The organism is Pseudomonas sp. GW531-T4, from assembly GCF_017349615.1.
Classification (GTDB): domain Bacteria; phylum Pseudomonadota; class Gammaproteobacteria; order Pseudomonadales; family Pseudomonadaceae; genus Aquipseudomonas; species Aquipseudomonas chlororaphis_I.
On the sequence record NZ_JACMZT010000040.1, the window covers coordinates 16,752 to 42,716 of the forward strand.

24 protein-coding genes are annotated in these 25,965 nt (G+C 65.4%); 14 read left to right on the forward strand and 10 right to left on the reverse strand.

The genetic code is table 11. The annotated features are described in order from the left end of the window. The first annotated feature begins 66 nt into the window (after positions 1-66). The 4 genes from J4D28_RS24810 to J4D28_RS24825 all read left to right on the forward strand — a co-directional run bounded on the left by J4D28_RS24810 (position 67) and on the right by J4D28_RS24825 (position 3,565). Entirely contained in the window at positions 67-1,281 is a 1,215-nt protein-coding gene (locus J4D28_RS24810) for a benzoate/H(+) symporter BenE family transporter (RefSeq protein ID WP_103331621.1), read from the forward strand. Positions 1,282-1,510: 229 nt separating this feature from the next. Further along, on the forward strand, positions 1,511-1,681 hold the full coding sequence (locus J4D28_RS24815; RefSeq protein WP_177477915.1) for a hypothetical protein: 171 nt from the start codon (positions 1,511-1,513) through the stop codon (positions 1,679-1,681). 306 nt (positions 1,682-1,987) lie between these two features. Then, positions 1,988-3,073, forward strand: a complete 1,086-nt coding sequence (locus J4D28_RS24820; RefSeq protein WP_009049921.1) for a hypothetical protein — start codon at positions 1,988-1,990, stop codon at positions 3,071-3,073. Between the two features lie 138 nt (positions 3,074-3,211). Next, on the forward strand, positions 3,212-3,565 hold the full coding sequence (locus J4D28_RS24825) for a DUF1428 domain-containing protein (RefSeq protein ID WP_028682047.1): 354 nt from the start codon (positions 3,212-3,214) through the stop codon (positions 3,563-3,565). Between the two features lie 4 nt (positions 3,566-3,569). Here the strand turns inward: J4D28_RS24825 and J4D28_RS24830 are convergent, their stop codons facing one another. From J4D28_RS24830 to J4D28_RS24840, 3 genes are all read right to left on the reverse strand, one after another. Next, on the reverse strand, positions 3,570-4,109 hold the full coding sequence (locus tag J4D28_RS24830) for a phosphohydrolase (RefSeq protein ID WP_041988228.1): 540 nt from the start codon (positions 4,107-4,109) through the stop codon (positions 3,570-3,572). Positions 4,110-4,252: 143 nt separating this feature from the next. Continuing rightward, positions 4,253-4,459, reverse strand: coding sequence for a 4-oxalocrotonate tautomerase family protein (locus tag J4D28_RS24835; RefSeq protein WP_007922853.1), 207 nt, complete (start codon positions 4,457-4,459; stop codon positions 4,253-4,255). A gap of 66 nt (positions 4,460-4,525) precedes the next feature. Then, positions 4,526-5,272: an SDR family NAD(P)-dependent oxidoreductase gene (locus tag J4D28_RS24840; protein WP_103331622.1), complete on the reverse strand. Its 747-nt coding sequence runs from the start codon at positions 5,270-5,272 to the stop codon at positions 4,526-4,528. 118 nt (positions 5,273-5,390) lie between these two features. Here J4D28_RS24840 and J4D28_RS24845 point away from each other — a divergent pair, with 118 nt between their 5' ends. Beyond that, positions 5,391-6,311, forward strand: a complete 921-nt coding sequence (locus tag J4D28_RS24845; protein ID WP_041988223.1) for a LysR family transcriptional regulator — start codon at positions 5,391-5,393, stop codon at positions 6,309-6,311. Between the two features lie 159 nt (positions 6,312-6,470). Continuing rightward, on the forward strand, positions 6,471-6,920 hold the full coding sequence (locus J4D28_RS24850; protein WP_103331623.1) for a hypothetical protein: 450 nt from the start codon (positions 6,471-6,473) through the stop codon (positions 6,918-6,920). Positions 6,921-7,128: 208 nt separating this feature from the next. Here the strand turns inward: J4D28_RS24850 and J4D28_RS24855 are convergent, their stop codons facing one another. Next, positions 7,129-8,175 carry a class I SAM-dependent methyltransferase gene (locus J4D28_RS24855; protein WP_038577600.1) on the reverse strand — a complete coding sequence of 349 codons (1,047 nt, stop codon included), beginning with the start codon at positions 8,173-8,175 and terminating at the stop codon, positions 7,129-7,131. Between the two features lie 392 nt (positions 8,176-8,567). After that, positions 8,568-9,377 (reverse strand): CAP domain-containing protein, encoded by an 810-nt coding sequence (locus J4D28_RS24860; RefSeq protein WP_371920949.1) that lies wholly within the window; start codon positions 9,375-9,377, stop codon positions 8,568-8,570. A 281-nt stretch (positions 9,378-9,658) separates the two neighbouring features. On the opposite strand from J4D28_RS24860, the gene J4D28_RS24865 reads away from it, so the two are divergent. Both J4D28_RS24865 and J4D28_RS24870 read left to right on the forward strand, forming a co-directional pair. Next, positions 9,659-10,270 carry a cell wall hydrolase gene (locus J4D28_RS24865; protein WP_103331624.1) on the forward strand — a complete coding sequence of 204 codons (612 nt, stop codon included), beginning with the start codon at positions 9,659-9,661 and terminating at the stop codon, positions 10,268-10,270. Between the two features lie 187 nt (positions 10,271-10,457). After that, positions 10,458-11,144: a GNAT family N-acetyltransferase gene (locus J4D28_RS24870; RefSeq protein WP_103331625.1), complete on the forward strand. Its 687-nt coding sequence runs from the start codon at positions 10,458-10,460 to the stop codon at positions 11,142-11,144. A gap of 34 nt (positions 11,145-11,178) precedes the next feature. On the opposite strand, the gene J4D28_RS24875 is transcribed toward J4D28_RS24870, so the two are convergent. Together J4D28_RS24875 and J4D28_RS24880 are read right to left on the reverse strand one after the other, a co-directional pair. Then, positions 11,179-13,353: a DNA/RNA non-specific endonuclease gene (locus tag J4D28_RS24875; protein WP_207246466.1), complete on the reverse strand. Its 2,175-nt coding sequence runs from the start codon at positions 13,351-13,353 to the stop codon at positions 11,179-11,181. Between the two features lie 122 nt (positions 13,354-13,475). Next, positions 13,476-14,336 carry a type 1 glutamine amidotransferase domain-containing protein gene (locus J4D28_RS24880; RefSeq protein WP_103331627.1) on the reverse strand — a complete coding sequence of 287 codons (861 nt, stop codon included), beginning with the start codon at positions 14,334-14,336 and terminating at the stop codon, positions 13,476-13,478. 121 nt (positions 14,337-14,457) lie between these two features. Between J4D28_RS24880 and J4D28_RS24885 the strand changes: the two genes are divergently transcribed. The 6 genes from J4D28_RS24885 to J4D28_RS24910 all read left to right on the forward strand — a co-directional run bounded on the left by J4D28_RS24885 (position 14,458) and on the right by J4D28_RS24910 (position 21,562). After that, on the forward strand, positions 14,458-15,363 hold the full coding sequence (locus J4D28_RS24885) for a LysR family transcriptional regulator (protein WP_103331628.1): 906 nt from the start codon (positions 14,458-14,460) through the stop codon (positions 15,361-15,363). A gap of 150 nt (positions 15,364-15,513) precedes the next feature. After that, complete coding sequence (locus tag J4D28_RS24890) at positions 15,514-17,640, forward strand: TonB-dependent siderophore receptor (protein WP_103331629.1); 2,127 nt, start codon at positions 15,514-15,516, stop codon at positions 17,638-17,640. Between the two features lie 1,109 nt (positions 17,641-18,749). After that, complete coding sequence (locus J4D28_RS30760) at positions 18,750-19,442, forward strand: methyl-accepting chemotaxis protein (RefSeq protein WP_223815629.1); 693 nt, start codon at positions 18,750-18,752, stop codon at positions 19,440-19,442. A 218-nt stretch (positions 19,443-19,660) separates the two neighbouring features. After that, the gene (locus J4D28_RS24900; protein WP_103331630.1) at positions 19,661-20,938 is read left to right on the forward strand and encodes an S-type pyocin domain-containing protein; all 1,278 of its coding nucleotides are present in this window, start codon (positions 19,661-19,663) and stop codon (positions 20,936-20,938) included. 9 nt (positions 20,939-20,947) lie between these two features. Then, positions 20,948-21,202, forward strand: coding sequence for a bacteriocin immunity protein (locus J4D28_RS24905; RefSeq protein WP_103331631.1), 255 nt, complete (start codon positions 20,948-20,950; stop codon positions 21,200-21,202). 81 nt (positions 21,203-21,283) lie between these two features. Beyond that, positions 21,284-21,562 (forward strand): bacteriocin immunity protein, encoded by a 279-nt coding sequence (locus tag J4D28_RS24910; protein ID WP_016702320.1) that lies wholly within the window; start codon positions 21,284-21,286, stop codon positions 21,560-21,562. A 78-nt stretch (positions 21,563-21,640) separates the two neighbouring features. Here J4D28_RS24910 and J4D28_RS24915 read toward each other — a convergent pair whose 3' ends face one another. The 3 genes from J4D28_RS24915 to J4D28_RS24925 are packed head-to-tail and all read right to left on the reverse strand — an operon-like array spanning position 21,641 to position 25,697. Then, positions 21,641-22,936, reverse strand: a complete 1,296-nt coding sequence (locus tag J4D28_RS24915; RefSeq protein WP_103331632.1) for a cytochrome c — start codon at positions 22,934-22,936, stop codon at positions 21,641-21,643. Then, positions 22,933-25,227, reverse strand: coding sequence for a molybdopterin cofactor-binding domain-containing protein (locus J4D28_RS24920; protein WP_103331633.1), 2,295 nt, complete (start codon positions 25,225-25,227; stop codon positions 22,933-22,935). Before J4D28_RS24920 ends, J4D28_RS24915 begins: the two co-directional genes overlap by 4 nt. Beyond that, positions 25,224-25,697: a (2Fe-2S)-binding protein gene (locus J4D28_RS24925; protein ID WP_101282876.1), complete on the reverse strand. Its 474-nt coding sequence runs from the start codon at positions 25,695-25,697 to the stop codon at positions 25,224-25,226. The genes J4D28_RS24920 and J4D28_RS24925 overlap by 4 nt, the downstream gene beginning before the upstream one ends. Positions 25,698-25,965: the final 268 nt, after the last annotated feature.

Consider the following 25,965-nt stretch of genomic DNA (forward strand, 5'->3'; position numbering starts at 1 on the left):
GCGCGGGCGCCCAGGTGCCTGCGCCGGCGGTTCAGCCATGCCATGCCTCAGGGCTTCGGAGCTTGCATGCGGCAGTTGATCGAGGACTTTTCGTTGTCGGCGCTGGTGGCCGGGTTTATCGCCACGCTGATTTCCTATGCCGGGCCGCTGGTGATCATCTTCCAGGCGGCCAAGGCCGCGGGCCTGCCCCGGGAAGTGTTGTCGTCCTGGGTCTGGGCGATTTCCATTGGCAGCGGGGTGCTGGGCATCGTCCTCAGCCTGCGCTTCAAGGTACCGGTGGTCATCGCCTGGTCGGCACCGGGCTCGGCATTGCTGGTGGCGTTGCTGCCGGGCATTGGCCTCAATGAGGCGGTGGGCGCCTACCTGGTGGCCAGCGCGCTGATCCTGCTGATCGGCCTGTGCGGCATTTTCGACAAGATCGTCGGCCGGCTGCCGGCGGCGATTTCCGCGGCGATGCTGGCGGGCATCCTGTTCAGTTTCGGTACCGGGCTGTTTCGCTCGATCCAGGATAAACCGCTGCTGGTCGGGGCGATGTTCCTCACCTACCTGCTGTGCAAGCGCCTGTGGCCGCGTTATGCGGTATTGGCCGTGCTGCTGGTGGGCTGCGCCATCTCCCTGACCATGGGCGATATCGATCGTTCGGCGCTGGTGATCGGCCTGGCCACGCCGCACTGGATCAGCCCAGCGTTCAGCTGGAACGCTGTGCTCAACGTCGCGCTGCCGCTGGTGGTGGTGGCCCTGACCGGGCAATTCGTACCGGGCATCGCCGTGCTGCGCAACGACGGCTACCGCACGCCGGCCAGCCCGATCCTCGCCAGCAGCGCCTTCGCCAGCCTGTTGCTGGCGCCGTTCGGTTGTCACGGGCTGAACCTGGCGGCGATCACCGCGGCCATCTGCACCGGCCGCGAAGCCCACGAAGACCCGGGCAAGCGCTATGTGGCCGGGGTCATGGGCGGGCTGTTCTACCTGCTGCTGGGGATCTTCGGCGCGACCCTGGTTTCGCTGTTCAGCGCCTTCCCCCGGGCCTTGATCGCGGCCCTGGCCGGGCTCGCGCTGTTCGCCGCCATCGGCGGCGCCCTGAGCAGCGCCATGGCCGTACCGCGGGATCGCGAAGCGGCGCTTATCACTTTCCTGGTGACGGCGTCGGGCATGTCGCTGTTCGGTTTGTCGGCGGCTTTCTGGGGGCTGCTGTTTGGCCTGGTGGCCCATGGCGTGCTGACCCTGCGTCGCCCGCAAGCCTTGCCTGCGGCGGGGGAGGCACCGGTCCAGGCGCGTAATTGACAGCACCCTGTATCGAAATCCTTGCACAGGCGAATCGCCACCGGCACGGCCTGTGCCTGCGGGCCTGCCGTTCGCTGCTGTTGAGTAAACGCGTGAATCCCCGGAAATCTGTGGGTTTTTCGATACAACCCTTACCCATTCTTTACCTTCATGCGCTGCTCGATGTCGCGCAAACGCTGTCTGAAACGGCGAGAAACTTGTGGTTCTCGTCCTGAAAGAGAGTGAAGTGATGATGTTGAGTCGAGTTGCAAAAGTGGCGGTAGTGATCGCCTTGTTGTCGTCCCTGTCGGGCTGCTGGATGTTCTTCCCGCCGGGTGGCGGCGGTGGTGGTGGTCATGGCGGTGGCGGTGGCGGCCAGCATGGCGGTTTTGGCGGAGGTCCCGGCGGCGGTCCACGCTGACCGCGGCTGACCCGAGCCTGTAGGAGCGAGCTTGCTCGCGAAAAATCCCAAGGGCGACGTGGAGCGTCAGACACACCCTGTTGTCCCTATCGCGAGCTCGCTCCTACAGTGACCCTGCTGGTTGCAGATACCGCGTCGCCGACAAGCAAGCGGCTGGTCGGATACGCCGTCGCGACCCCCTTCTCGAGCCTGGGGCGCAGACCCCAGCACCTATACTCAACCCAGGCATGGTCGTGTGGTACCCGGTTGAAGCCTGCCCCGTCGTGGGCGGGTGGCCGTGGTCGACGCTGTGCGAGGGTTGCCATCTTGTACCTGCGTGCGCTGATCGTCGTGATGCTGCTGGTGCTGGCCGGGTGCGCCGCGACCCAGCGCGTCCGCGAGGCGGTGGCGCCGGTGGTGGTGCCGCCCAGCACCTGGCGCCAGGTGGACCGCGAGATCGCCCAGGCTTCGCAAGAGGCGGTGATCCAGGTCAAGGTGTTTGCCCGCGGCTCCATGGAGCACTGGCGGGTGCGGGTCTACGCAGTCACCGAAGAAACCTTCATCCCCTGGTTCAGCAGTTACTGGACCCAGGAATGGATGGCCATGAAAGTCAGTTGGTACAGCCTCACCGCCGGCGACGAGGAGGACGCGGCGGCGACGCGGCTGGCGGCCTACCTCAAGGAACAGTATCAGGAACAGGTACTGGCGCCGGTGGCGGTGGAGATAGACCCGGATGCGATTCTCAACCAGGCCACGGAGTTCTATGTCGAGCTGCTGGACAAGCAGGTGCAGGTCATTGCCCAGCGCTATCGGCTGCCGGCCAAGCAGCTCGATCAACGGCTCAATGGCATCCAGGCAATTCGCCTGGGGCCGCCGCCGGCGCGCGATGCGTCGTTGTACCAGGTGCTGCACGCCAAGCCCTTGACCACGCTGCCGGCCTACTCGGCGCTGTACCAGCAGATCCATAGCGCCCCCGCGGGCACCGGCGAGGTGTCGTCCGAGGCGGGGATTGTCTCGGTGGCCAGGCAGGCCAGCGAAAAATTCGAAGCGCAGATGGCCGGCCGTGGCATTGCCGGCGCCGCCTCGGCGGTGGCCGGCAAGGTCGCCGGGGCGGTGATCTCCCTGGGGGCCGCAGGGTTTCGCGCGATCGCCCATGAGAGCGACCGGGCCGAGACCGAGGCGCAGATTCGCCAGAGCCTGGGCAAGGCGTTCGATCAGGCCTGGTTCAAGCTGTTGAACAACACCGGCAACGGGGTGATGGCCGGGGTGTATTACCTGGCCGGACAGGTCGAGGGCGAGCTGGGCAAAAGCGCGGTGCCGAACCCTCCGCTGGAGACCGTGCCAGGCTCCGTGCATCCGCCTGCCACGCCGGGCCTGAGCGCCCCGGAAACCGGTTGGCAACCGGAGCCATAAAGCCCGTCGGTCGGTCTCCCGGTTTTTTTCGCGCCGGCCTGTCGATTGTCGGCGATGCGGATCGACCAGTTCCCAGAAGCCGCGACCGATACCCAGGTCGGGCCTTGATGTCCAACCCCAATCAGCAGGAGCAGGATCATGTCTTATGTCGATGGTTGTGTCCTGGCGGTACCCACCGCCAACCGTGAGGCCTTCAAGCAGCATGCAGAGACCGCGGCGAAGGTGTTCAAGGAGTTCGGCGCCCTGAGCGTGGTCGATTGCTGGGGCGACGATGTGCCCGAGGGCAAGCTGACCTCGTTCCCCATGGCGGTCAAGCTCAAGGCGGAGGAGACCGTGGTGTTCAGCTGGATCATCTGGCCGTCCCGTGAAATCCGCGACGCGGGCATGCAAAAAGCCATGGAAGACCCGCGGCTCAAGCCCGACGCCTGCCCGATGCCGTTCGACGGCCAGCGCATGATTTATGGCGGGTTCAAGATGCTGGTGAATGCCTGAGGCATCACCAGCGGAACATCGGCAATGGCCGCAGCGGCGTACGCAGCAACTGCCGGGCCGAAGCGCGCGCCAACATCCAGTGAAAACCCTGGTCGGGGTAGCGTGCCTGGACCTTGCGGATAAACGGGCGGGGCAGGCCGAAGCTGAGCAGGCCCAGGGAGACGTCGATCGTGTCGGCCTGCCGGAACGCTTCGACACTCGCGGCGTGGGCCTGGCGATAGGGGCGCAGTTTGTGATGCTGCTCGATCAGCGCGCTGACCTGCTCATCCAGCAGCGATTCGCCGCGCTCGGCCAGAAAGGCCCGGGCCAGTTGGATCGACGGCGCCAGGTAGTCGAGGGTGCCATGAGTCCAGATACCCAGGTCATGAAAGGCCGCGGCGACCTGTACCGCCGAGGACAGCGGCCGGTCCTGCGGGTTGAGCGCGGTGTAGAAGCTCAGCACGCGATATATATGATTGCGATAGCCGGGCAGGTCCTTGCCGATCACCGTGGCGTAAGAGGCAAGGATCTGTTCGGTGAGCGGGCATTCGAGAACGACGTCCATGTGGTCTGCTCCGGGTCTGGAAGGGCGACAGTATAAGGCTCGGCGCAGGGCTTGAGGATGCGGGCGTCACGGCGTATCGACAGGTCGCGGATCGATTCAACGCCAGGAACAAAGGGCGGACCAGATGCTGGCCCGCCCTTTTTTCATTGCGCCGTTCGCTGGCGGTATTCGGTGGTGGTCATGCCGGCGTAGCCCCAGTTGTCGGTGTCGACTTCCTCGATGACGATGTGGGTCAGTTCCGGGGCCTTGTTCAGCACCCGTTGCAGGGTTTCGGTGATCTCGCGGATGACCTGGGCTTTCTGTTCGCGGGTCACGCCGTCACGGGTGATGCGGACGTTGACGAAAGGCATGGCATTACTCCTAAGGAAAGGATGGAGGTTGCAAGGGACGGGAGGCACGCGGGCCTCCCGCCGGGTTTACCATTTGCCGCTGCTCATGCCGCCGTCCACCGGCAGCACCACGCCGGTGGTGAAGCCGGCGCCGGACAGGTAGAGCACCGCGTCGGCGATTTCCTCGATGCGTCCGACCCGTCCGGCCGGTTGCAGGCCGTCGAGGAAGGCGCGGTGCGCCGGGTCGTGCATCGGCGTGTCGATGATCCCCGGGGCCACCGCGTTGACCTGGATGTTGAACGGCGACAGCTCCAGGGCCAGGGCGCGGGTCATCTGGTTCACGCCGCCCTTGATCAGCACCGGCAATGCCGCCGGGACCGCCAGGTTCGGTTGCAGCGCGACGCTGGCGCTGATGTTGATGATGCGACCCTGGCGCCGCTCGATCATGTGCCGCGCGGCGGCCTGGGAGGCGTAGACCACGCCCTTGAGGTTGGTCTCCAGCAGGCTTTCCAGCTCCTCGGGGCTGTAGTCGATAAACGCCTTGGGCAGGAAGAAGCCGGCGTTGTTGACCAGCACATCGACCTGGCCGAAACGGTCGATGGCGCGTTCGACCAGTTGCGTGGCGGTGGCCGGGTCGGCGATGTCGCCTTCTACCCCGAGAAAACGCTCGCTGTGGCCCAGGGTTTCGGCCGCCGCGGCCAGTCGCTTTGCCGAGCGGGCATTGCCGACCACGTTGTAGCCGCGGGCCAGGTAGGCCTGGGCCAGGCCGAGGCCGATGCCGCTGGAGGCGCCGGTGATGATGACGGTGCTGTTGGGGTTCAGGTTGAGGCTCATGGTGATAGTCCTGTTCTGCGTTGAGAGAAGTTCCAGCGCTGTTGGGCAGAACTATATTTGTGTGCCGAATACTGATAAATAGCGCCACAGGTACTTCACTTGATACATGGTGTAATCAATGAGTCGGCAATTCGACGATGTGCTGCTGGGCAGCATCGAGCTGTTCTGCATGGCGGCGGAGATCGGCAGCTTTACCGGCGCGGCGCTGGCGGCCGGGGTCACGCCGGCGGCGGTCAGTCGCTCGGTGTCGCGCCTGGAAGAGCGGCTCGGCGTCCGCCTGTTCGTGCGCACCACCCGCAGCATCCGCCTGACCGACGGCGGGCGCGACTATCACCAGCAATGCCGCAGCGCGCTGAACCAGATGCTCGAGGCCGAGCGCCAGTTGACCGGGCAGCAGCTGGCGCCTTCCGGCACCTTGCGCATCAGCCTGCCGACCACCTACGGCCATCTGCGCATCCTGCCGCTGCTGCCGGAGTTTCGCCGGCGCTACCCGCAGATGCGGGTGGAGGTCAACCTGAGCAACCGCAATATCGACTTTGTCGAAGGGGGCTACGACATGGCGATCCGGGTGCGCGCGCAGCCGGATTCCGGGTTGGTTGCGCGGTTGCTGGAGGACGCCGAACTGGTGGTGTTTGCCGCCCCGGATTACCTGGCGCGGGCCGGTACCCCGCAGCGGCTCGACGACCTGGCGCAGCACGAGTGCATCCAGTTCGAGCTGCCCAGCAGCGGCCGGCGCATCGCCTGGCTGTTCAACGGCCCCGACGGCCCCTGTGAAGTGCTCGCCGAGGGGGCCTACGTGTGCTCCGAGGACCTGCTGGGGGGCGTGACCCTGGCCAGGCATGGCGCCGGCCTGTTCCAGACTTACCGTTTCATGGTCGAGCGCGAGCTGGCCGAAGGGTCGCTGGTGGAGGTGCTGCAGCCTTACGGTGGCCGTTCGCGGCCCTTCAGCCTGCTGTATCCCCACAGCCGGCATGTGCCGTTGCGCCTGCGCGCCTTTATCGACTTCCTGCTGGAGAAACAGCCGGGCTGGAAGACCTGAAGCGGGGATGGGCAGCCCGGGATGGATTGGTTAGTATGGCGACCGGGCTTCCTGGGCGCCCACCTCGCGAAAGCGCAAGCACCTTCAATTCCCGCAAGCACCACGCTTGCATACCCCCTCCGGGCCAATAGCGAGCAGGCCGATTCTCTTGGAGTTGGTATGCCTATCAACAAATCCGTTCCCCGTTCACCCGCCAGTCAGGCCGCCAGCCTGGTACTGCGCGAAGCCAAACGCCTGCATCGCACCGCCACCAGCGGTTCGCTGGCCAGCGCCTTGCCGATTCTGCGGCGCTTGCTGGCGAGCAACAGTTTGCCTGGCCTGTCGTTGCCTGAGCTGTATCGACAGCGCGACAAGGTGCAGCGCAAACACCTGCTGCGCACCCTGGCCAGCGAGGCCGGTTTTGCCCATTGGGAGAGCTACCGCCAGGCCCTCGACGAGCTGGCGCCCGAGCAGTTGCAGCACTTCGAACTGGTCTACCGCCAGGCGGGCCATCTCAACTGCTGGTTCTCGTCGCCGGACGAAGCCCGGGAGTATGTGGCCCATCACGGCGGCCGGCTGTTGTGCGTAGGGCAACAGGCGGTGGTGCTGGTGGATCTGCCGGCGGCGTAAGGCGCTATCCATCGTTGTACAGAAGCACGGTACCCGGGATCTGCCCGGGTGCCGTTTTTTATTGGCATGCAACATCTGAATCAACAACACACATCTGTAGGAGCGAAGCTTGCTCGCGATGGTCGTTAACGATGACGCGTATCGACCGGGTAAGCGCGCCGCCCTCAAGTTCATCGCGAGCAAGCGTCGCTCCTACAGGACTGCGTTTTTATTTACGTGCCTCGAGAATCAGGTTGAACGGCGTCTCCGCGGCCCGGCGGAACTGGCTGAAGCCGGCTTCGCTGAAGACCTGGCGCAGGCGCGCTTCGCCGGCCTGGGCACCGAGGCCCAGACCAACTTCCTGGGACAGCGAGTTGGGCGTGCAGATAAAGGTCGAGGCGGCATAGAACAGCCGGCCGACCGGGGTGATGTTCTGATCCAGTCGGTCGTTGGCGAACGGCTCGACCAGCAGCACGCTGCCGTCGTCTTTCAGCGCCTGGAAGGCATGTTGCGCGGCGCCCACCGGGTCGCCCATGTCATGCAGGCAGTCGAAGAAGCAGATCAGGTCGTAGTCGTTGCCGGGGTAGGTCTTGGCGCTGGCCTGGGAGAACTGCACGCGGCCGGTCACCCCGGCTTCCTCGGCGCGTTGCGTCGCGGTGGCGATGGAAGGCTGGTGGTAGTCGAAGCCGAAAAACTGCGAGGCGGGATAGGCCTGGGCCATGATCACGGTCGAGGCGCCATGCCCGCAGCCGACGTCCGCCACCTTGGCCCCGGCCTGGAGTTTTTCCACCACGCCGTCCAGGGCCGGCAGCCACTCGGCCACCAGGTGCGCCCGATAGCCGGGGCGGAAGAAACGCTCGGTGCCGCTGAACATGCAGGGGTGGTGATCGCCCCAGGCCAGGGCGCCGTCGCCGCGCATCGCCGCCAGCAGTTTGTCCTTGTCGTGAAACAGCGCGGAGACCACCACGGCGCCACCGGCCACGTACACCGGCGAGTCCTCGATGGCCAGCGCCTGGGCCTGTTCTTCCGGCAGGCGGAACTGGCCGTCGAGGTGCTCCATGTAGCCGGACGCGGCATGGGCGCTCAGCCATTCGCGCAGCAGCCGCGCGTTGCAGCCGGTCTTGGCGGCCAGCGCTTCGGGGCTGACGAAACGACTGTCGGCCATGGCCCGGTACAGGCCCAGTTCTTCGCCGAGAATCATATTGGCGAGCATGGCTGCGCCGCCCATGTCTGACACCAGTTTGCCCATGAAATCGTTGAGCTTGGCTTCGTCCATGGCCTTGTCCTCCGCTGTGAGGGTCACTGTCGCAGACGGCCCGGCAGTGGCCGGATGGAGATACGCGACGCACGCGAGGAGGCCATGTCCCGGCGCTGCCGAAGGAATGGGTCTGGCAAGCCAGGCCTGTGCTTTGAAGAGCTGATGCACGGACGCCTCCCGCGTGGGCGGGGGGCGTGCCTACCGTCAGGAAGGTGAGGCAGGCCATCGGGCCTGGGCGTCGAACCCATGGCGGCAGGCGAGGCTGCGCGCGGGTTCCGGGGACGCCCGGAGCAAGCGATTCCTGGTCGGTAGATGAGTCAGTTTAGTTCCCCGGCGGGGGCATCGCGGGGCTGGCCGATAAGGGGGCAGGGCGCCGATCACGGCGCCCTTGGGCAAGGTCGGTCAGGCCTTCAAGGGGTGCCGAACATGGCGGTCCAGTAGATGCCGGCATCGCTTTTCGGATCGACCGCATAGGACGCACCCAGCTCGCGGTATTGCGGGTTCATCAGGTTGGCGCAATGGCCGGGGCTGGCCAGCCAGCCATCGACCACCTTGCGCACGCTGTCCTGGCCGGCGGCGATGTTCTCGCCGATCTGCTGGCCGGCATAACCCGCCAGTTCGGCGCGGTCGCCGGGGGTACGGCCGTCGCGGTCCTTGTGATCGAAGAAGTTGTGGTTGGCCATGTCCCGGGTATGGTCCTGGGCCGCGCTGGCCAGGGTGGCGTTCCAGGCCAGCGGGGTGGCGGCGGCGAAGATCTGGTTGCCGCACTGGCGTGGTTGCGCGCGGGCGCTGTTGAGGCTTTCCAGGAGTTTCTGGCCTTCCGCCTGCCAGTCGCCGAGGCGTGCGGTGAGCAGCGGCCGGGCGAGGACGATGCGCCAATCCTGGCCGGTGCGGCTGACGCCGATATCGACGAACTGCGGGTCCAGCACCACCTGGCAGAAGCTTTCCCGCACCGCCTTCATGGCCGCCTGGGCATCGCGCGGCCCGGACAGGCTGATGGCCTGCACATTGACCATCGGGTAGGCGCTGCTGGCCAGGGCCTGCTGCAGGTTGCCGATGCTGTTGGCGGGCAGCACCAGGCGCGGGTCGGCGGCCAGCGGCGGCAGCTCCTGGGACACCTGGCCGGCGCAGCGCTGGGCCTGGCTGCGGTAGCTGTTGATCGATGTCACCAGTTGCGTCTCGTCGCTCGCCACGGCGGTGGTGGCGAAGGCCATGCTCATCGACAACAGGAGGGACGACAGCAGGGTCAGTGGCAGAGCGGAGGATAGGCAGCGCATGGAGGTCTCCCTTGAGCGAATTGCGCCCATGATGCGCGATTTCGCCCCGGTCGGCGCAAGGTCTTTTTGCCGAAAACGGGCGCCGTTATCCATTCTTGCTGTTGCCGGCGTGGCGCCGGTTACGGGCGGACGGCGGCGAACTACACTCAATTCCAGCCGCGCCAGCCGGCAGGCTGGCGGCGGCTTTCCCGTGCCCGGATCGGGCTTTTGGCGAAGGTGCGAGCATGCGCCCGACAGCGATTGCCGGCGGTCTCCTGATCCTCCTGTGCGGGGGGCTGGCGATGGCCGCGGGTGAAAGAGCGAACCCCGAAGTGGTGGAGGACAAGGCCCAGGTCCTGGAGCAGAAAGCCGCGGACCAGCAGCCGGCGCCCCGCAGCGAAACCATTACCCCTCCCGAGGCCCAGGCGGTGGACCCGGCCGGCGCCGCGCCGCTGGACGATGCCATCACCTGCCTGGCGCGCTCCATCTACTGGGAAGCCAAGGGCGGGGCCGCCGCCGACATGGAAGCCGTGGCCAGCGTGGTGCTCAACCGGGTCGGTCACGAGGGGTTTCCGGATACGGTGTGCGCGGTGGTCAAGCAGGGTTCGCAGCAGCGTGCCTGCCAGTTTTCCTGGTGGTGCGACGGGCGTGCGGACCAGGTGAAGGAAGATGAGCCCTACATCGCGGCCAAGGAAATCGCGCGCAAGGCGCTCAACCAGCAACTCCCGGACCGCACTCACGGCGCCCTGTATTTCCACGACCGGCGCGTGCGGCCCGCCTGGGCCAGGCAATACCGCAAGACCGCCGAGACCCGGAAGTTTCTGTTCTACAAGCCGCAAGGCGACAGCGCCCGCTAAACCGGTTTACCCAGGCCATCTGTAGGAGCGAGCTTGCTCGCGATAGCGTCCGTGCTGGCACGCTGCATCGCGAGCAAGCTCGCTCCTACAGGGACTGCGTCAACTACGCGGGCGGAGTATCATGCCCGGCCCGCCGCCGACGCCTGCTGTCCCAGGCGTGCCTCAACCTTTGGAGCCCTTGCGCGCAATGCCCACCATCAGCCACTTCCAGACCCCGTGCCCGGAGGCCGTCAACAGCCAGATCCTGCAGATGGTGGTCGACTACCTGACCGACATCAGCGCGGTAGCGATCCCGCCCAGCAACCTGCTGTACAACATCTACCAGTACGCCATCGGCTACGAAGTGCATCTGTACCTGCAGGCCCTGGACGGCTCCCGGGGCATCGCCGTGGAGCTGCTGGTGGCCACTGACGATGATGATCCGGAACAGGTGCTGGGTTTTGTGCTGTACCTGCCGGTCAAGGACGATCCCGAGGCGTGCGGCGTGGCCTATATGGCGGTGCGTGCCAGCCATCGCCGGCAGGGGATCGCCCGTTCGCTGCTGGCACGGATGTGCGAGCGCTACCCCCATGCCGAACTGACCTGCGCGGCAGGCAAGGTGCCCTGTTTCGAGGCGCTGGGCTTCCAGGTGCTGGGCGTGCGCGGTCCGCAGGTGCTGATGAACACCCGCGATCACGCCACCGACGGTTTGATGGGCCTGCTGGACACGGCGCCGATCTATCGCTCGCTGGAGGTGCGGCAGATCCACAGCTACCTGCTGCAAAAGCATGGCAAGCGGGCGATGCTCGATGCCGAAAAACAGCGCGACCGTCACCTGGACCAGATGACCCGCAACGCCCAGGCGCTGGTCCGCGAGCGCCTGGGGCAGGGCTGAGGCCGCTCGGTCGCTCAGCCCTTGAGCCGCACGCTCAGCCCGGCTTGTGCTGGTCGGCGGCCATGATCGAGGGGGCCAGGGAAATGCCCGCCATCTGGCAGATGTCCGCCAGCGTCGCCCTCTGCTTCTGGAAGGCCTTGGCCAGGTCCAGCGCGGCTTCCTGGACGTCGAGACCGAACTCCTTGATCACCTCGCTCTGATCGAACAGGAAGCCATAGGCCAACAGTTCCGGGGTTCGCGATTCGTCCTTGGGTACGATGACGATTTTCCAGAAGCGGGTCGGGTAGTGCACCGGGCCCTTGCCGAAGTCCTGCTCGACACAGGAGTCCCCCAGCACCGGGCCGGCAAAGATGACGGCCTGGCCACCCCCGGCCTCGATCTGTTCGGCCAGCTCGCCCTCGAAGTAACCCCATATGCCTTTGCGATTGCGGTATTCGGCGCCGTCGGGTGTTTCCTGGTTGAACAGCTCGTGTTGCGGCGTGCAGTTGGTCCAGTGGTAGGTGTCGGCGTTGGCGTACTCGGTGTCGATTCCCGGCTGGCCCCAGCAGCTGTCTTCGCGGCGCACGATATGGCCGCGATCGAAGTTGCCGGCCGGCGCGTAGATGTCGCTGTTGGTCAGCTGGAATCGGCTCGGCACCCGGCGGTCGAGGCGCCAGCTTTCGCCGCCGAAGCCCCGGCGGCCCCGCGCATCGCCCCGGACCTCGGGCCGGTAGTCGGCATTGGAGGCGGCCCACATCGGCATGCGGTACTTCTTGTTCATCACCAGCGAATAGCGGTGATAGGGCAGCTCCAGCGGAGCGTCGTCGTCCAGGTGGGAGAGCCTCATGGCCGGCACATTGCGCGCCGAGGCGGCATGTTCGCGGTAGTCGCCGACGCGGTAGAGCTGGGCCAGCTGGGCGCCCTCGACGAAGGGCGGCGGGACCGGCACCCCGAGAAAGTCCGGGTCGTAGCCGGGGCGGGCCTCGTAGTCGAGGTCGAAGGTCAGGGTCTTTTCCAGGGCCGCGACTGCCGGAGCGGAGTCGGTTGATGCCGGCTCGGCCGGCGCCACGCTCAGGCTGGAGGTAATGCTTGCCGGGCTGTCCGCGGCATGGCTGAGGATGTTGATGGTGGTGGGGCCGGAGATATGAAAGATGTTCTGCGACCTATCGGGCAGGCCTGGGCGGAGCGGCGTAACGGCCACTGCTTCGTTGACGCTGAGCGCGGCCAGCGGATCGGCGGTCTGCTCCATGAGCTGGGCCAGCAGCTCGGCCGGCCTGCCGCTCAGTTGCAGGGCCTTGAGCGCCCCGACGATGCTGCTGACCCGGGTGCCCTCGTTGGCCACCCAGTCCACGGTGCTTTCCTCGTCCCCTTCGGGGTTCCAGAGGCTGTGGTCGGTCTTGAGGATGTTGCCGGCTGCGTCGGTCCGGGGGATGCCGCAGTGATGCAGGGCGATCAGCTCCCAGTTGTCGCTGAACACCGGGGAGCCGGAGGCGCCTTCAGCGGTGTCGGTTTCGTAATGCAGGAAACCCTGGTCGAGAATGTCCAGCAGCCGGTTGTGGGTGGTGGCGTACTGGCGCGGGCCGCCATCGGGGTGCTGGATGATGTTCATCGGCCGGCCACGCAGGGTCTTGCCGGTGGCTTCGATCAGGCGGATGCAGCCGTAGTCCGACAGTGCCTCGCCGCGCGTGCCCTGTGTGGAAATGGCCACCAGGCAGAAGTCCAGCGCCTCGTCGGCGAAGTAGAACTGGTCCGGCTGCAGGTTGAAGTAGGTGCCTTCGTTGATGCCGCGCTCCTGCCTTTCGTAGAGAAAGTTGGCGGCGCAGTCCACGGCATCCACATACCGGGGGAACACATGCTGGTTGGTCAGCAACAGGCTGGGCGAGACCAGGAAGCCGGTGGCGAAGCCCTCGACCACCGTGCCCGGGCGTGGCGCATTGACCAGCCGCGCCACCGGCCTTGCCGCCTGGCGGGCGGCCTCGCTGGGGGCGTAGAAGGTCGGGTCCCAGGTGCCGATCCGGCGTTCCAGCCCGGCCCGGGTCAACAGGGCACGGGCGTTCTCGCGGGCGACCCACTTGGCCAGTTGCTGCGGTGAGTCGCCAGCGCCCGGGCCCAGTTCGCGGATGCGCGACAGCGATGCGGTGCGGGTGCCGGCTTGCTGGTTCCAGCGCTCCAGGGCTTTGGCCATGTTGCTTCTGCGGGCACTGGCAACGGCATCTGGCGTCTTGCTCATGGGCACCTCCTGGCGAGTACGGGATTCCTTTCGGGCTAGCCATTTGAGCGTAGACAACAAGTGCCGCGGCAGACGGCCGGCGTCATGCCAGCTCGTCGGATCCGCCGCTCTTTATGCGCCTTTTATGCGCCTTTGCCGGCGCGCTCCTGCAAGCGTTCGAGCAACACCTTGGCCACGCCCTGGGCCGAGCCCGGGTTCTGCCCGGTTACCAGCTCGCGGTCGATCACCACGTTTTCGCTCCACGGCGAGCGGTTGCTGCGGTACAGGCCGCCGGCCTGTTCCAGGGCGGTTTGCGGATAGAAACGCATGGCGCCGCCGCCCAGCAGGCCCTTGGCCAATTCCTCTTCCTGGTTGCTGATCACCGTGAACTGGTAGCCGGCGTAGATCCAGCCCGGGGCGCTGGCCTTGCCGCCGCTGGCCAGCTGTCGGGTGAAGTCCTGCGCCTGGGGCAGGGTCGACAACAGGGCGATCGGGCCGTGGCAGACCAGGGCGGTGGTCTTGTTGTTCTGATGGAAGTTGCTCAGCAGCCGGCCCAGCTCGGGGCTGTGCAGCAGGTCCTGCATCGGTGCGTGGCCGCCGGGCACGTACAGCGCATCGAAATGCTCGTAGCCGATCTGCTCGACCCGGGCCAGGCTGATCACCGGCGATTCGCCGGGGGAGGTGATTTTCAACTGCTCGAGCAGCGCCTGGTGCGCCTGCAGCGCGGCGACATCATTGTTGAAGTACATCTTGTCGGTGGAGGAGCGGTCCAGGGTCGGCGCCTTGCCCTGTGGGGTGGCGAAGGTTACCGAGTGGCCGGCGTCGAGCAGCTGCTTCACCGGTTGCATCAGTTCGTTGAGGTAGAAGCCGGTGGAAAACACCTTGCCGTCCTTGAGGTCGAGGTGGTCGGAGTCCGAGAGCACCACCAGGACGTTTCCGGCCTGGGCGTTGAAGGTGGCGGCGGTAATGCTCATGGCAAGAGCGAGGGTGCTGAGTGGGCGCATGTGGGTTTCCAGTATGTGAGGTCAGGGAGCCGGCGGTGGCCGACGGGTGATTCACTGTATTCATGCCTCTGTGGGCGATAAACTCGCGCCACTGGAAATCACTTGTTCCCTGGAGGTTAAGGTGAGTCGCCGATTCGATTATCTGGCTGACGTCGAGGTGTTCGTCAGCGTGGTGGAGAAGGGCTCGTTGAGCGCTGGCGCGGTGGCGCTGGGCACCACCCCGTCGGTGGTCAGCCGGGCGATTTCCCGACTGGAGGCGCGCCTGGGCGTGCAGCTGTTGCGGCGCACCACAAGGCGCCTGAGCCTGACCGAGGCCGGCCTGTTGTACCTGGAACAGTCGCGCGCGGCGTTCGAGTTGATCGACGGCGCGGAGCGCAGCATCCAGGGCCAGGACGGCGAGCTGAACGGCCGGGTGCGCCTGAGCGTGCCAACCACCTACGGCCATTACCGGCTGCCGGCGCTGCTCGGCGGCTTTGCCCGGCAATACCCGCAGGTGCGCATCGAGCTGAGCATCAGTAACCGCAATGTCGACCTGGTGGCCGAGGGTTACGACCTGGCGATCCGCCTCGGCCAGTTGCCCGACAGCGGCCTGATCGGGCGCAAGCTGGAGGACGCGCCGCTGTGCCTGGTGGCGTCCCCCGACTACCTGCAACGCGCCGGCACGCCGCGGCAGCTGGAAGATCTGGCGGCCCATGCCTGCCTGCCGTTCATCATGCCCAGCAGCGGCCGGGTCGGTGCCTGGCTGCTGCGCGAGCAGGGACGGGACCTGGAGTGGACACCCCAGGCGAATATCCAGGTGGCCGACGATGTGCTGGGCATCGTGTCCCTGGCCGAGCACGGCATGGGCATCTGCCAGACCTACGAGTTCATCGTCCGCGAACGGATCGCCAGCGGCCGCCTGGTGGCGCTGCTGCCGGAGGCGGGCGGCCGTTCGCGACCCTTTTCGGTGATCTACCCGCCGCACCGCCAGCTGTCGACGGCGGCGCGGGCCCTGATCGATCACCTGACCCAGGCTGTGGCGCAGTGACAGGCTGACTGGCCATCAGTCCCGGTGTTGCCCGGGAGGAGGATTAAAAAAGCGCCCACTCCCGTGGGGAAGGGGATTTACTGAGAATCGGGCGCTGATTACAATGATAATCATTGCTATTCATGTCTTTCCCTCCCTTGAGTGCACACCTTGAAGTCATCCTGTCCGCGTGCCCGCCGTAACACCCTGATCAAACGCCTGTTGCCGACACTGTCCTGCTGCCTGGTCGCCAGCCCGCTGTGGGCACAGGAGGCGGTCGAACTGCCGACCACCGATATCCAGGCCGATCGCCTCAGCCAGGACACCGGCTACACCACCTCGCAAGCCAGCACGGCGAGCAAAAGCAATGTGCCGATCAAGGAGGAAGCGCAGTCGATCAACGTGGTGACCCAGCAAACCCTGGCCGACTATCAGGTGCGCTCGCTGAACGACGCCATGAAGTTCGTCAGCGGCGTCAGCCAGGGCAACACCCTGGGCGGTTCCCGGGACTCGCTGGTCAAGCGCGGTTTCGGCACCAACGACGACGGCTCGATCCTGCGCGATGGCGTGCGTTCCAACCTGGGGCAGAACTTCAGCGCCACCACCGAGCGGGTCGAAGTGCTCAAGGGCCCGGCGTCGATGCTCTACGGCGCGCTGGAGCCGGGCGGGCTGATCAACATCATCAGCAAGCAGCCGCAATATTCCCAGAGCACCACGCTCAGCGGCTCGGCCTACAGCGAAGGCGGCGGCACCATGGCCCTGGACACCACCGGGCCGCTGGGCGATACCGGCCTGGCCTACCGCCTGATCGCCGAGCGCGGCCATGAGGACTACTGGCGCAACTACGGGGTCAACGAGCACACCCTGGTGGCGCCGTCGCTGACCTGGACCGGCGAGCGCGCCAGCCTGACCCTGAACTACGAATACAACGACTACTCCAGCCCCTTCGACCGCGGCACGGTGTTCACCAACGGGCATCCGGCGGACATCGACTACGACAAGCGCCTGGACGAACGCTGGGCGAAAAGCGTCGGCATCCGCGAAGTGGCCAGCGCGCGCTTCGAGTACCAGCTGAGCGATGACTGGAAAACCCGTGTCACCTACGGCTGGAACAACGACCGCTACAGCCTGTCGATCGCCCAGCCCAACAGCCTGACCGGCAACACCCTGCGCCGGGCCGCCAACGGTGCCCACTACGACGACGAAACCCGCTACGCCAGCTGGGACTTCATCGGCCAGCAGGAGCTGTTCGGCCAGCGCCATGACCTGCTGGTGGGCGTCGACAGCGAGCACTCCGACCAATACCGCGGCAAGACCTACCGCAACACCGCCCAGGGTGGTTTCAACATCACCTCGCCGGTCTACGGCAAGCTGGCCGAGCCGAGCCTGGTCAGCGCCACCCAGAGCAACCTGCGCAACCAGCTGACCTCGAGCTCGGTGTACTTCAAGGACAATTGGCACCTGGACGACCAATGGATCCTGGTGTTCGGCGGTCGCCAGCAGCATTACGACCAGTACAGCGACCAGGGCCTGGGCCGCAGCTACAAGGTCAACCGCGACAGCAACGGCGACACCTTCGTGCCGTTCCTCGGCCTGGTGTTCAAGGCCACCGACAGCCTGTCGCTGTACGGCAACTACAGCCGTTCGTTCAAGCCCAACACCGATGTCGACGATGCCGGCAAGACCTTCGATCCGGAAGAGGGCCGCAGCTACGAGGTGGGGGCCAAGTACGATCCGCTGCCGGGCCTGAACATCAACCTGGCGCTGTACGACATCGAGAAGAAGAACGTGGTGACCACCACCACGGTCAATGGCGTGAGCCTCTCGGAAGCCGCCGGCAAGGTCGGTTCCCAGGGCGTGGAACTGGACGTCACCGGGCGCATCGCCGATCGTTGGGACCTGATCGGCACCTACGCCTACAACCACACGGAAATCCTCGACGACCCGAGCAACGAAGGTCACCGCCTGGCCAACGCCCCCAAGCACACCGCCAGCCTGTACCTGAGCCACCACCTCAACGTGCCCGCGGAATTCGGCGCCTGGCACGCGGGCGGCGGTGCCCGTTATGTCGGCGAGCGCGCAGCCAACAACGCCAACGATTTCTGGCTCAGCAGCTACACCGTGGCCGATGCCTTCGTGCGCTGGGAATCGCCGCTGTTCGGTTATAAAACCAGCCTGCAGTTCAATGTCGACAACCTGTTCGACAAGCAGTACTACCCGTCGTCCACCGGCAGCCAGCTGCAGGTCAACGTCGGTGAACCACGCACCGCACGCCTGAGCGCCAGCGTGACCTTCTGACAATATCCGGACCGCTGCGCGTCGCCCTATCGGGTGGCGCGTCGGCGGGATCCGTCTCGCCGCGGTCGCTCTTCCCCCCACCCATTCCGCCCTTCATGGCATTCCCGCCAATCTCCCGACTTTGCCCACCCGCGGCCCGATTCCCCATGGCCCGGCGTCAAGAAAGCCCTGGTCATGTCGATAGTTGAAAAGGCGAACTTGGCTATTTGCCACTATCGTTGCTGACTGAACCGCCCGCCGAAGGCGGTCACCTCGTTTTGCCCTCTGCCGTTTTTCTTCCCGTCACGTACATGGAGTAAGAGTGCATGGCTTTCCCCCCGCGTTTTCTCGAGCATTACCGCAAAGCCGACCGCATCATGATGGGCCTGATCTGGCTGATGTTCGCCTATGCGCTGGGCCTGGCGTTCTGGCACGACACCTTCACCCAGGCGCTGCTGGTGGGCGGTGGCACCACCCTGGTGCTGAGCCTGCTGTACCGCGCCATCAGCGGCACGCGCCTGATGCGCTGCTGCATCGCCATCGGTTTCATGCTCATGGCGGCGCTGCATATCAACCAGGCCAAGGGCCTGATCGAAGCGCACTTCGGCATTTTCGTGCTGCTGGCGGTGCTGACCTTCTATCGCGACTGGCTGCCGATTCTGCTGGCGGCGGTGACCATCGCCCTGCATCACGTGGTGTTTCATGTGCTGCAGCACCAGGGCTTCCCTGTCTACGTCATGGCCCATCACGGCGGTTTCGGCATGGTGGCGGTGCACGCCTTCTATGTGGTGGTGGAGACGGTGATTCTGCTGTACCTGGCGCTGCACAGCCATGCCGACGCAGTGGAGAGCCAGGACATGCTGGACAAGATGCTCGCCGCCACGTCCCAGCTGACCGTCGAGGTTCATCAGGGCGAAAGCGGCAAGGTGCATGTGTCGCTGGCCCAGCGTTTCGACCACTTCATGCAGCAGATCACCGCGCTGGTGGATGGCGTGGTGCGTGACACCCATGGCCTGCGCGAACTGGGCCAGGACCTGGCGAAAACCAGCCAGACCCTGGAGCAGGGCGCCCAGCACCAGTTGACGGAAATCACCCAGATGACCGGCTCCATGCAGCGTATGGGCGATGCCATGGGCGACATCGCCGTGCACGTCGAGCAGGCGGTCGAGCGCGCCGGCCAGGCCAGCGCGCAAATCAGCCGCGGCCAGCAAAGCGTCGATCGCGCCCAGGCGGAAATCACCCAGTTGGCGTCACGCATCAACGGCACCAACGAAACCGTGCAACGCCTGGCGGGGCAGGCGCAGCAGATCGGCAACGTGCTGGAGGTGATCGGCAGCATCGCCGCCCAGACCAACCTGCTGGCCCTCAACGCCGCCATCGAGGCCGCCCGCGCCGGCGAGCAGGGCCGCGGTTTCGCCGTGGTCGCCGATGAGGTGCGCAACCTGGCCCAGCGCACCGCGCTGTCCACCCAGGAAATCAAGACCATCATCGAAGCCCTGCAACAGGGCAGCCGCCAGGCCGCCGAAGCCATGCACGACAGCCACGAAGGCGCCCAGCGCTGCGTCGAAGACAGCCGCCAGGCCTCCGCGATGTTCCAGGCCGTCGGCGCCGACATCTCCCATATCGACCAACTCAACGGCCGCATCGTCAGCACCACCCGCGAACAATCCAGCGCCAGCCTCGACATCGTCGGCCGCCTACACTCAGTCCAGGCCATCGCCCAGAACACCGCCGACGACATGGGCAACCTGGCCCTGAGCAGCCAGCGCCTGCCACCGATCGCGATCCGGCTTGAGGCGTTGGGGCAGACGTTTCATAAGTAACGGGGGAGGGGCGCCTGCTTGCCGATAGGCAGCGAGCGCCATTACTGCTGCTGGTCCGCAGGCCCTGACCGGAATCTGGACTACAGGTCATTCAGACCGGTCAGCGTCAATCTCAGAGTTCTCCAAGTTTCCAGGAACCACCCGATTCGCCAAGTTAGGAGGCCTCGCACCCGGCATAGCCAGGGCGAGGTTTTCTGGGGGAATGGGGAGCAACATGGATGAGTGGCTACGTCGCCAATAACCCGAAGGGCTATCGCAACAAGGGTATCGAACCGGTCGATCTGGGGGCCCAGCGTTGGGCTGAGTACAAGGATCTTCCAGCGAAAGCAGAAACCAAACTGGCTAACGCTGGATGCACCTTTACCAAACCCTGCAAGCTGGCTGACGGGGTTATCAACTACGCCAGCTCTTTCATCCCCACTGAGGCCGTCAAGGAGTACGGCGAGTTTGCGTTGTTGGGTGGGCGTGAAACCGATGCGGCGGGAAACCTCAGGCTCGGAAGGATCAGTGGAAGTGTGCCTCCCGCGTTAGGTGGGCTCATGCTCGGCGCCAATGCACTGGTGCCTGTTGGTGCGTCGTGCGGTGGTCTTTGCGGCACGGCCGCCAGCGGTGCCTTCACTTCTGGTGTGGTTGCGGGAGGCCTGCTCGGTGTTATCGCCATGCTCGTGCCGTCGAGCCTGGGCGATAGCGCTTTGTATACGGAGGAACAGCTCAAGTCGCTCAAAGAAGGCCGGACCCGGGTTCGACTGCATATCGAAGAGCAAGCCGATGGCACGCTCAAGGGTTATGGCTACAACACCGAGAAGCGCCGCGATTGGGAAATGATCCCCGTGGTCCGGTTTCAGGCCCGGGATCAGCTGCAGGTGGCCGACTTCGGCGATGGCGTCACCCTGATCTGGACGCCAGCGGTCGACCCCTCCAGCACCTCGGGTATCCCGCCGTTAGAGGCCGCACCGCAAGCGCCCCCCATCTGGATTTATCCGCCCACCGAACAGGCGGATACCATCATCGTCAATCCGCTCTATCCGCCGCAGTACCAGGACTTCATTCTGGTGTTCCCGCCTGGTTCGGGAGTACAGCCGCTCTATATTGTAATGAATGTCCGGTTCAATCCGGGCGTTGTTACTGGCGAGGGTAAAGATGCCATGGGCATCTGGCTTGCCGGTGCTGGTATTGGGCTGGGATCACCTGTACCTGCAGTGATTGCCACGCAACTGCGCGGGAAAAGTTTCGGCAGCTTCAATAGCTTCAGGCGAGCCCTGTGGAAAGCTATCGCCAATTGTCCTGAGTTTGCAGGGCAGTTCACAGACAACAATATCGACCGGATGCGAGCGGGCAGTGCACCAAAGGCACGCTACAGGGACAGGGCAGGAAAGCGCGGATCATTTGAGCTGCACCACCTTGATCATATTGCCAAGGGTGGAAGCCTCTATGATGTCGACAACCTGAGTGTCGTTACCCCGAAACATCACATCGACATTCACCGAAAAGGATGACGTTTATCAATGAAGAACAGCATCACTGACTTTACCGAAGACGAATTTGTCAGCTATCTGAAAGAACTGCTCGCTGCTAACAAGACCGCAACCGACGATGTGCTTGACGATCTTCTAGAGGAATTCTGCGAGATTACCGGTCACCCAGGCGGCACCGATTTGATTTACTACCCGGAGGACGGTTCAAAGGGAACCGCCGAAGACATCACGCGAGTTGTGAAGGTGTGGCGTGCGGCGAATGGGTTACCGGGATTCAAGCAGTGATGATCAAAAGAGAGGGCGAGTGTCTGATATCACATTCATCAAAAGTGAGACCTCCAAAAATCTTGCTCAAGGTTAGCTGCCATGTCTTTAGATAAGGCTCGGATCGAGCACTACACAGAGTGTGAGTTCCTACAGCTGATCAATGAGTTCTTCAGTGAAACCAACGACCTTGAAGGGCCCCAACTCGAAAAGTATCTGAGTACGCTGGCCGATCATTTTGAGAAAGTCACCGGGCATCCGGCGGGTTATGGACTCATTTACTACCCGGATCAAAACGGTATTGAAGACAGTCCTGAGGCGGTATTGAGTGAGGTGAAAGCGTGGCGGGCCGCGAACGGTTTGCCGGGCTTCAAAGCGTGATGCCCCACCTTGTTGAGCACCAGACAGAACCGATAAAAAGCCCCGCTTATGCGGGGCTTTTTCATGGCCGGGAGTAGGTCAGCCGGGAGGCAGGCTGGCGCGTATCTGGCTGACGCGTTGTTTCACGTCTTTCCAGGGCGCCTGGCTTGCCAGGTCCTGGCGCAGGAAGGTCAGCAGGTCGGCGATCTGCTGGTCGTCGAGGCTGTGGCGGAACGCGGGCATGTAGCCCAGTTCCGGGTTGGCCGGTTGGGCGATGCCTTCGAGGATCACGCGGATGGCGTTGTCGGGGTTGTCGGCGTAGAGGTTGCTGTTGAGGGCCAGGGAGGGGCGTACGCCGGTCAGGGTCGGGCCTTTTTCCTGGGCGTGGCAGGCCATGCAGGCCCCCGAGAACAGGCGGGCGCCGGGGGAGCCGAGGGGCTCGGTGCGTTGCTCGGCCTGGTGGTTCAGGGTGTCGGCGCTGCCTTGCGTGGCGCTGGCCGGCTGCAGGCTGGACAGGTAATGGGCGATGGCTTGCAGGTCGGCCTCCGGCAGTTGCGCCAGGCCTTCGTGGATCACCGGCGCCATCGGGCCGGCGGCGACGCCGTGGCGCGGGCTGTAGCCGTGGCGCAGGAAGTCCAGCAGGTCCTGCTCGGTCCAGGCCAGCGGCGCCTTGCCGCCGGCCAGGGCATGGGCGCTCCAGTCTTCGGCAACACCGCCGCTCAGGTGGTGCCGGCCGCCGCGTTCGCCAAACAGCGGATCGCGGGGCGAGTGGCAGGCGCTGCAATGTCCCAGGCCCTCGCTCAGGTAGGCGCCACGGTTCCACAGGGCGCTGCGCCCGGGCTCGTCGGCCATGGCGCCGGGCCTGAGGTAGAGCCAGTTCCAGGCGAGGATGCCCGGGCGGATATTGAAGGGGAAATGCAGGTCGGTCTGCGGTGGCTGGTGGCGGACCGGCGGCTGGCTCATCAGGTAGGCGTAGAGCGCCTTGAGGTCCTCGTCGCGGGTCTTGGTGAAGGCGGTGTAGGGAAACGCCGGGTACAGGTAACGCCCGCTGCGGTCGATGCCGTGGCGCATGGCGCGCTCGAAGGCCGGATAGGACCAGCTGCCGATCCCGGTCTCCGGATCGGGGGTGATGTTAGTGCTGTACAGGGTGCCGAACGGGATGCGCATGGCCAGGCCGCCGGCATTGCGCGCCCCGCCCGGCGCGGTATGGCAGACCGCGCAATCGCCCAGGGCCGCGAGTTGCTCGCCCTTGGCGACTTGCGCATGGCTGAAGTACTGGGTGTCGTGATTGTCCAGCGGCGCGATCGCCGGCTGCCAACTGATGAACACGCCCGCGGTGACGGCCAGGCTCAAGGCGGCCAGGCTCCAGCCGACGAGGGTCTTGAGTTTGCTCATGGGTGGGCCTCCTGGCCAGGGTGGTCAGCGTCGGGGGCTTGCTGCAAGGCTTGCAACAGCCTTTCCGGGGTAAAGGGCACTTGCCGCAGGCGCACGCCGACCGCGTCGAAAATCGCGTTGGCAATGGCCGCGGCGCTGGGTACCGAGGCCGACTCGCCGGCGCCCATGGACGGTTCTTCCGGGCGGTCGAGCAGTTGCACATCCACTTCGGGCAACTCGTCGAAGCGCAGGATCGGATAGCCGCCCCATTCCAGGGAGGTGCTGCCGCAAGGGTCGAAGCCGACGTATTCCTTGAGCACCCGGCTGCACGACTGGACGATATTGCCGTGCACCTGGTGACGGACGCCGGCCGGGTTGACCATGCGCCCGCAGTCGTGGCTGACGAAGATCTTGTCCAGGCGGATCTGCCCGGTGCGCCGGTTGACGCTCAGGTCGCAGACCCACGCGGCCCAGGCGGCACCGAAGCCGGGGAACTTGCTGTGGAAATACCGGGCATAGGCAAACCCCCGACCCTTGACCCATTCCTGCGACGGCGGCGCCGGGTGGCGGTGGGCGCTACCGTCCTGCCAGTCGGCCTGTTTTTTCAGTGCCTCGATCAGCGCCAGGGCGCGCGGGTCGTCCAGGTAGCGCAGGCGGAAGGCGATCGGGTCCTGCTGGGCGATGTAGGCCAGTTCGTCGATCCAGGATTCATGGGCGAAGACATTGGGCAGCGCGGAAACCCCGCGCATCCACGAGGCGCGGACGATCGGCGCGGCGTCCTGGCAGACGATGCGCATTTGCGGGAAGCGGTATTGCGGGATCGCCGTGCGGTCGCCCATCTGCTGGATGTCGGGGCGGTTGGCGACGGTGCCGGTGAGCAGCAGCGCCAGGGTCCGGGCGTTGTTCGAGGGGTAGCAGGTTTTCAATTCGTAGGCGGCCACTTCGCGTTTGCCGTCCAGGCCACCGCGGACTTGCATCAGCTGCGCGGTGCCCTTGGGTTCCCAACCGGCCTCCTGCTCGCGCATCAGTTGCACCCGTACCGGCCGCCCGACTGCCTGGGAGAGCAGGGCGGCGTCGGCGGCCACATCGTCGGCGCAGTTGCGTCCGTAACAGCCCGAGGCTTCCATGCGATTGATCTGCACCTGTTGCGGTGTGCGCCCCAGCAGCAGGGCGATGTCCTTGCGCAGGTCATGAGGATTCTGGCTGCCGGTCCAGACCTCGGCGCGTTCGGCGTCGATCATCGCCACCGCGCAGGACGGGCCGATGGAGGCATGCTGGTGGTAAGGCCAGACATAGTCGACATTGAGCGGGCTGTTGAGCGTGCCCAGGCTGCTGTCGATGTCGGGATCGTCGCGCAGCACGCGGTCCTGCTTGGGGTGGGCCAGGAGGGTCTTGTGCAGCGCATCTTGCCGCAGGTCGGGCAGCGCATCCCAGGTTTTCCACTGGACCTTGAGCTGGCGCATGGCGTCGATGGCCTGCTCCTCGCGCTCGGCGACGATGCCGACAAAGTCACCGATCACCACGAGTTTGACGATGCCCGGCAAATGCGCGATGGACGCCACATCCACCGCGATCAGCGCATGGCCCAAGGGCGCGCTGGCATCGGCGCCGGGGTAGGGCGGGCGTACCACGCGACCGTGGAGCATGCCGTCCAGGCGCAGGTCGTGGACATAGGTCAACTGGCCGCTGACCTTGGCCGGGATGTCCACGCGCGGGGTGGACTGGCCGACATAACGACCGGCACCGACGGCCTTGAGTTTTACATGTGGGTCCAGGGGCAGGTGCAGGTCCTGTCCGCGGGCCAGTTCGGCGTAGCTCAGGCGCCGTTTGGGGTGCGCACTGGCGTAGATCTGCCCTCGTTCAACCCGCAACCCGGCAATCGGCTGGTCGAGGATTTCCGCCGCGCCTTCCAGCAGCCACTGGCGCAGCTGGGCGGCGGCCTGGCGCAGGGGCAGGGCGCTGACCTGCAGGGTCGCGCTGGCGATGGTCGGGCCCTGGTCCGGGGTGCTGGCGGTGTCGCCGAGAATCATCCGCACCTGCTCGAAGTCGACATCCAGCTCGTCGGCGACGATCTGCGCCAGCGCCGTGCGCACCCCGGTGCCGAGGTCGACATGACCGCAGAACGCGGTCACGCGGCCGTCGGCGCCCAGGGCGATAAAGCTGTCGACATGGTCCGGCGTCGGGTCCGTTGGCAACGGGGTCGTAGTACGGGTTTCGGCCATGGCCAGCAGCGGTTTGGGCAGCAGGGTGCTGATCATGATCAGGCCGCCGGCCTGGAGCAGGCGGCGACGGGTCAACGGCAGGTCGTTCATGCTCGACCCCGCTCTGCCAGCAGCTGACGGGCCCTGGCCGCGGCTTGCAGGATCTCGAAGTGCGCGCCGCAGCGGCAGAGGTTGTAGGCCAGCTCGTTCTTGATCCGTTGCTCGTCGGCCTCGGGCTCGCGCTCGAACAGCGCCACCAGGGTCATGATCATGCCGTTGCTGCAATAGCCGCATTGCGCGGCCTGCTCATCGATGAACGCCTGTTGCACCGGGTGCAGGCGCTCTTCCTGCGCCAGGCCCTCCAGGGTGGTGACCTGTTTGTCCTGCACGCTGGACAGCGGCAGGGTGCAGGAGCGGGCGGCGACACCGTCCACCAGCACCGTGCAGGCGCCGCATTGCCCCAGGCCGCAGCCGTACTTGGGGCCATTGAGGCCCAAGTCGTTGCGCAGGGCATACAGCAGAGGTGTGTCTGGCGGCAGCTGATCCAGTAAAAGGTGGCGGCCGTTGAGGATAAAAGTCATGGCAGCTTGGGTCCTGTGAGTGAGTGGCGTGGCGCGTTGAGCACGCGACAGCGGTCAGGGCAGGTATGAGCCGGCAACGTGTCCCGGTCAGGGACTGGACAACAAGGTTGCGCTCAGGTGCTGGGCAGATTTGCGGGGGCGAAGCATGCGGGGTTTGAGGTGGTCGATAAATAAGACGATTCTGGTTTTTTGTAGGCCGAAGCCAGGGGATGATTCGGCATTATCTGATCTGGTGCCTGAGAAAAATGATGGCCAGTAGCCATAATTG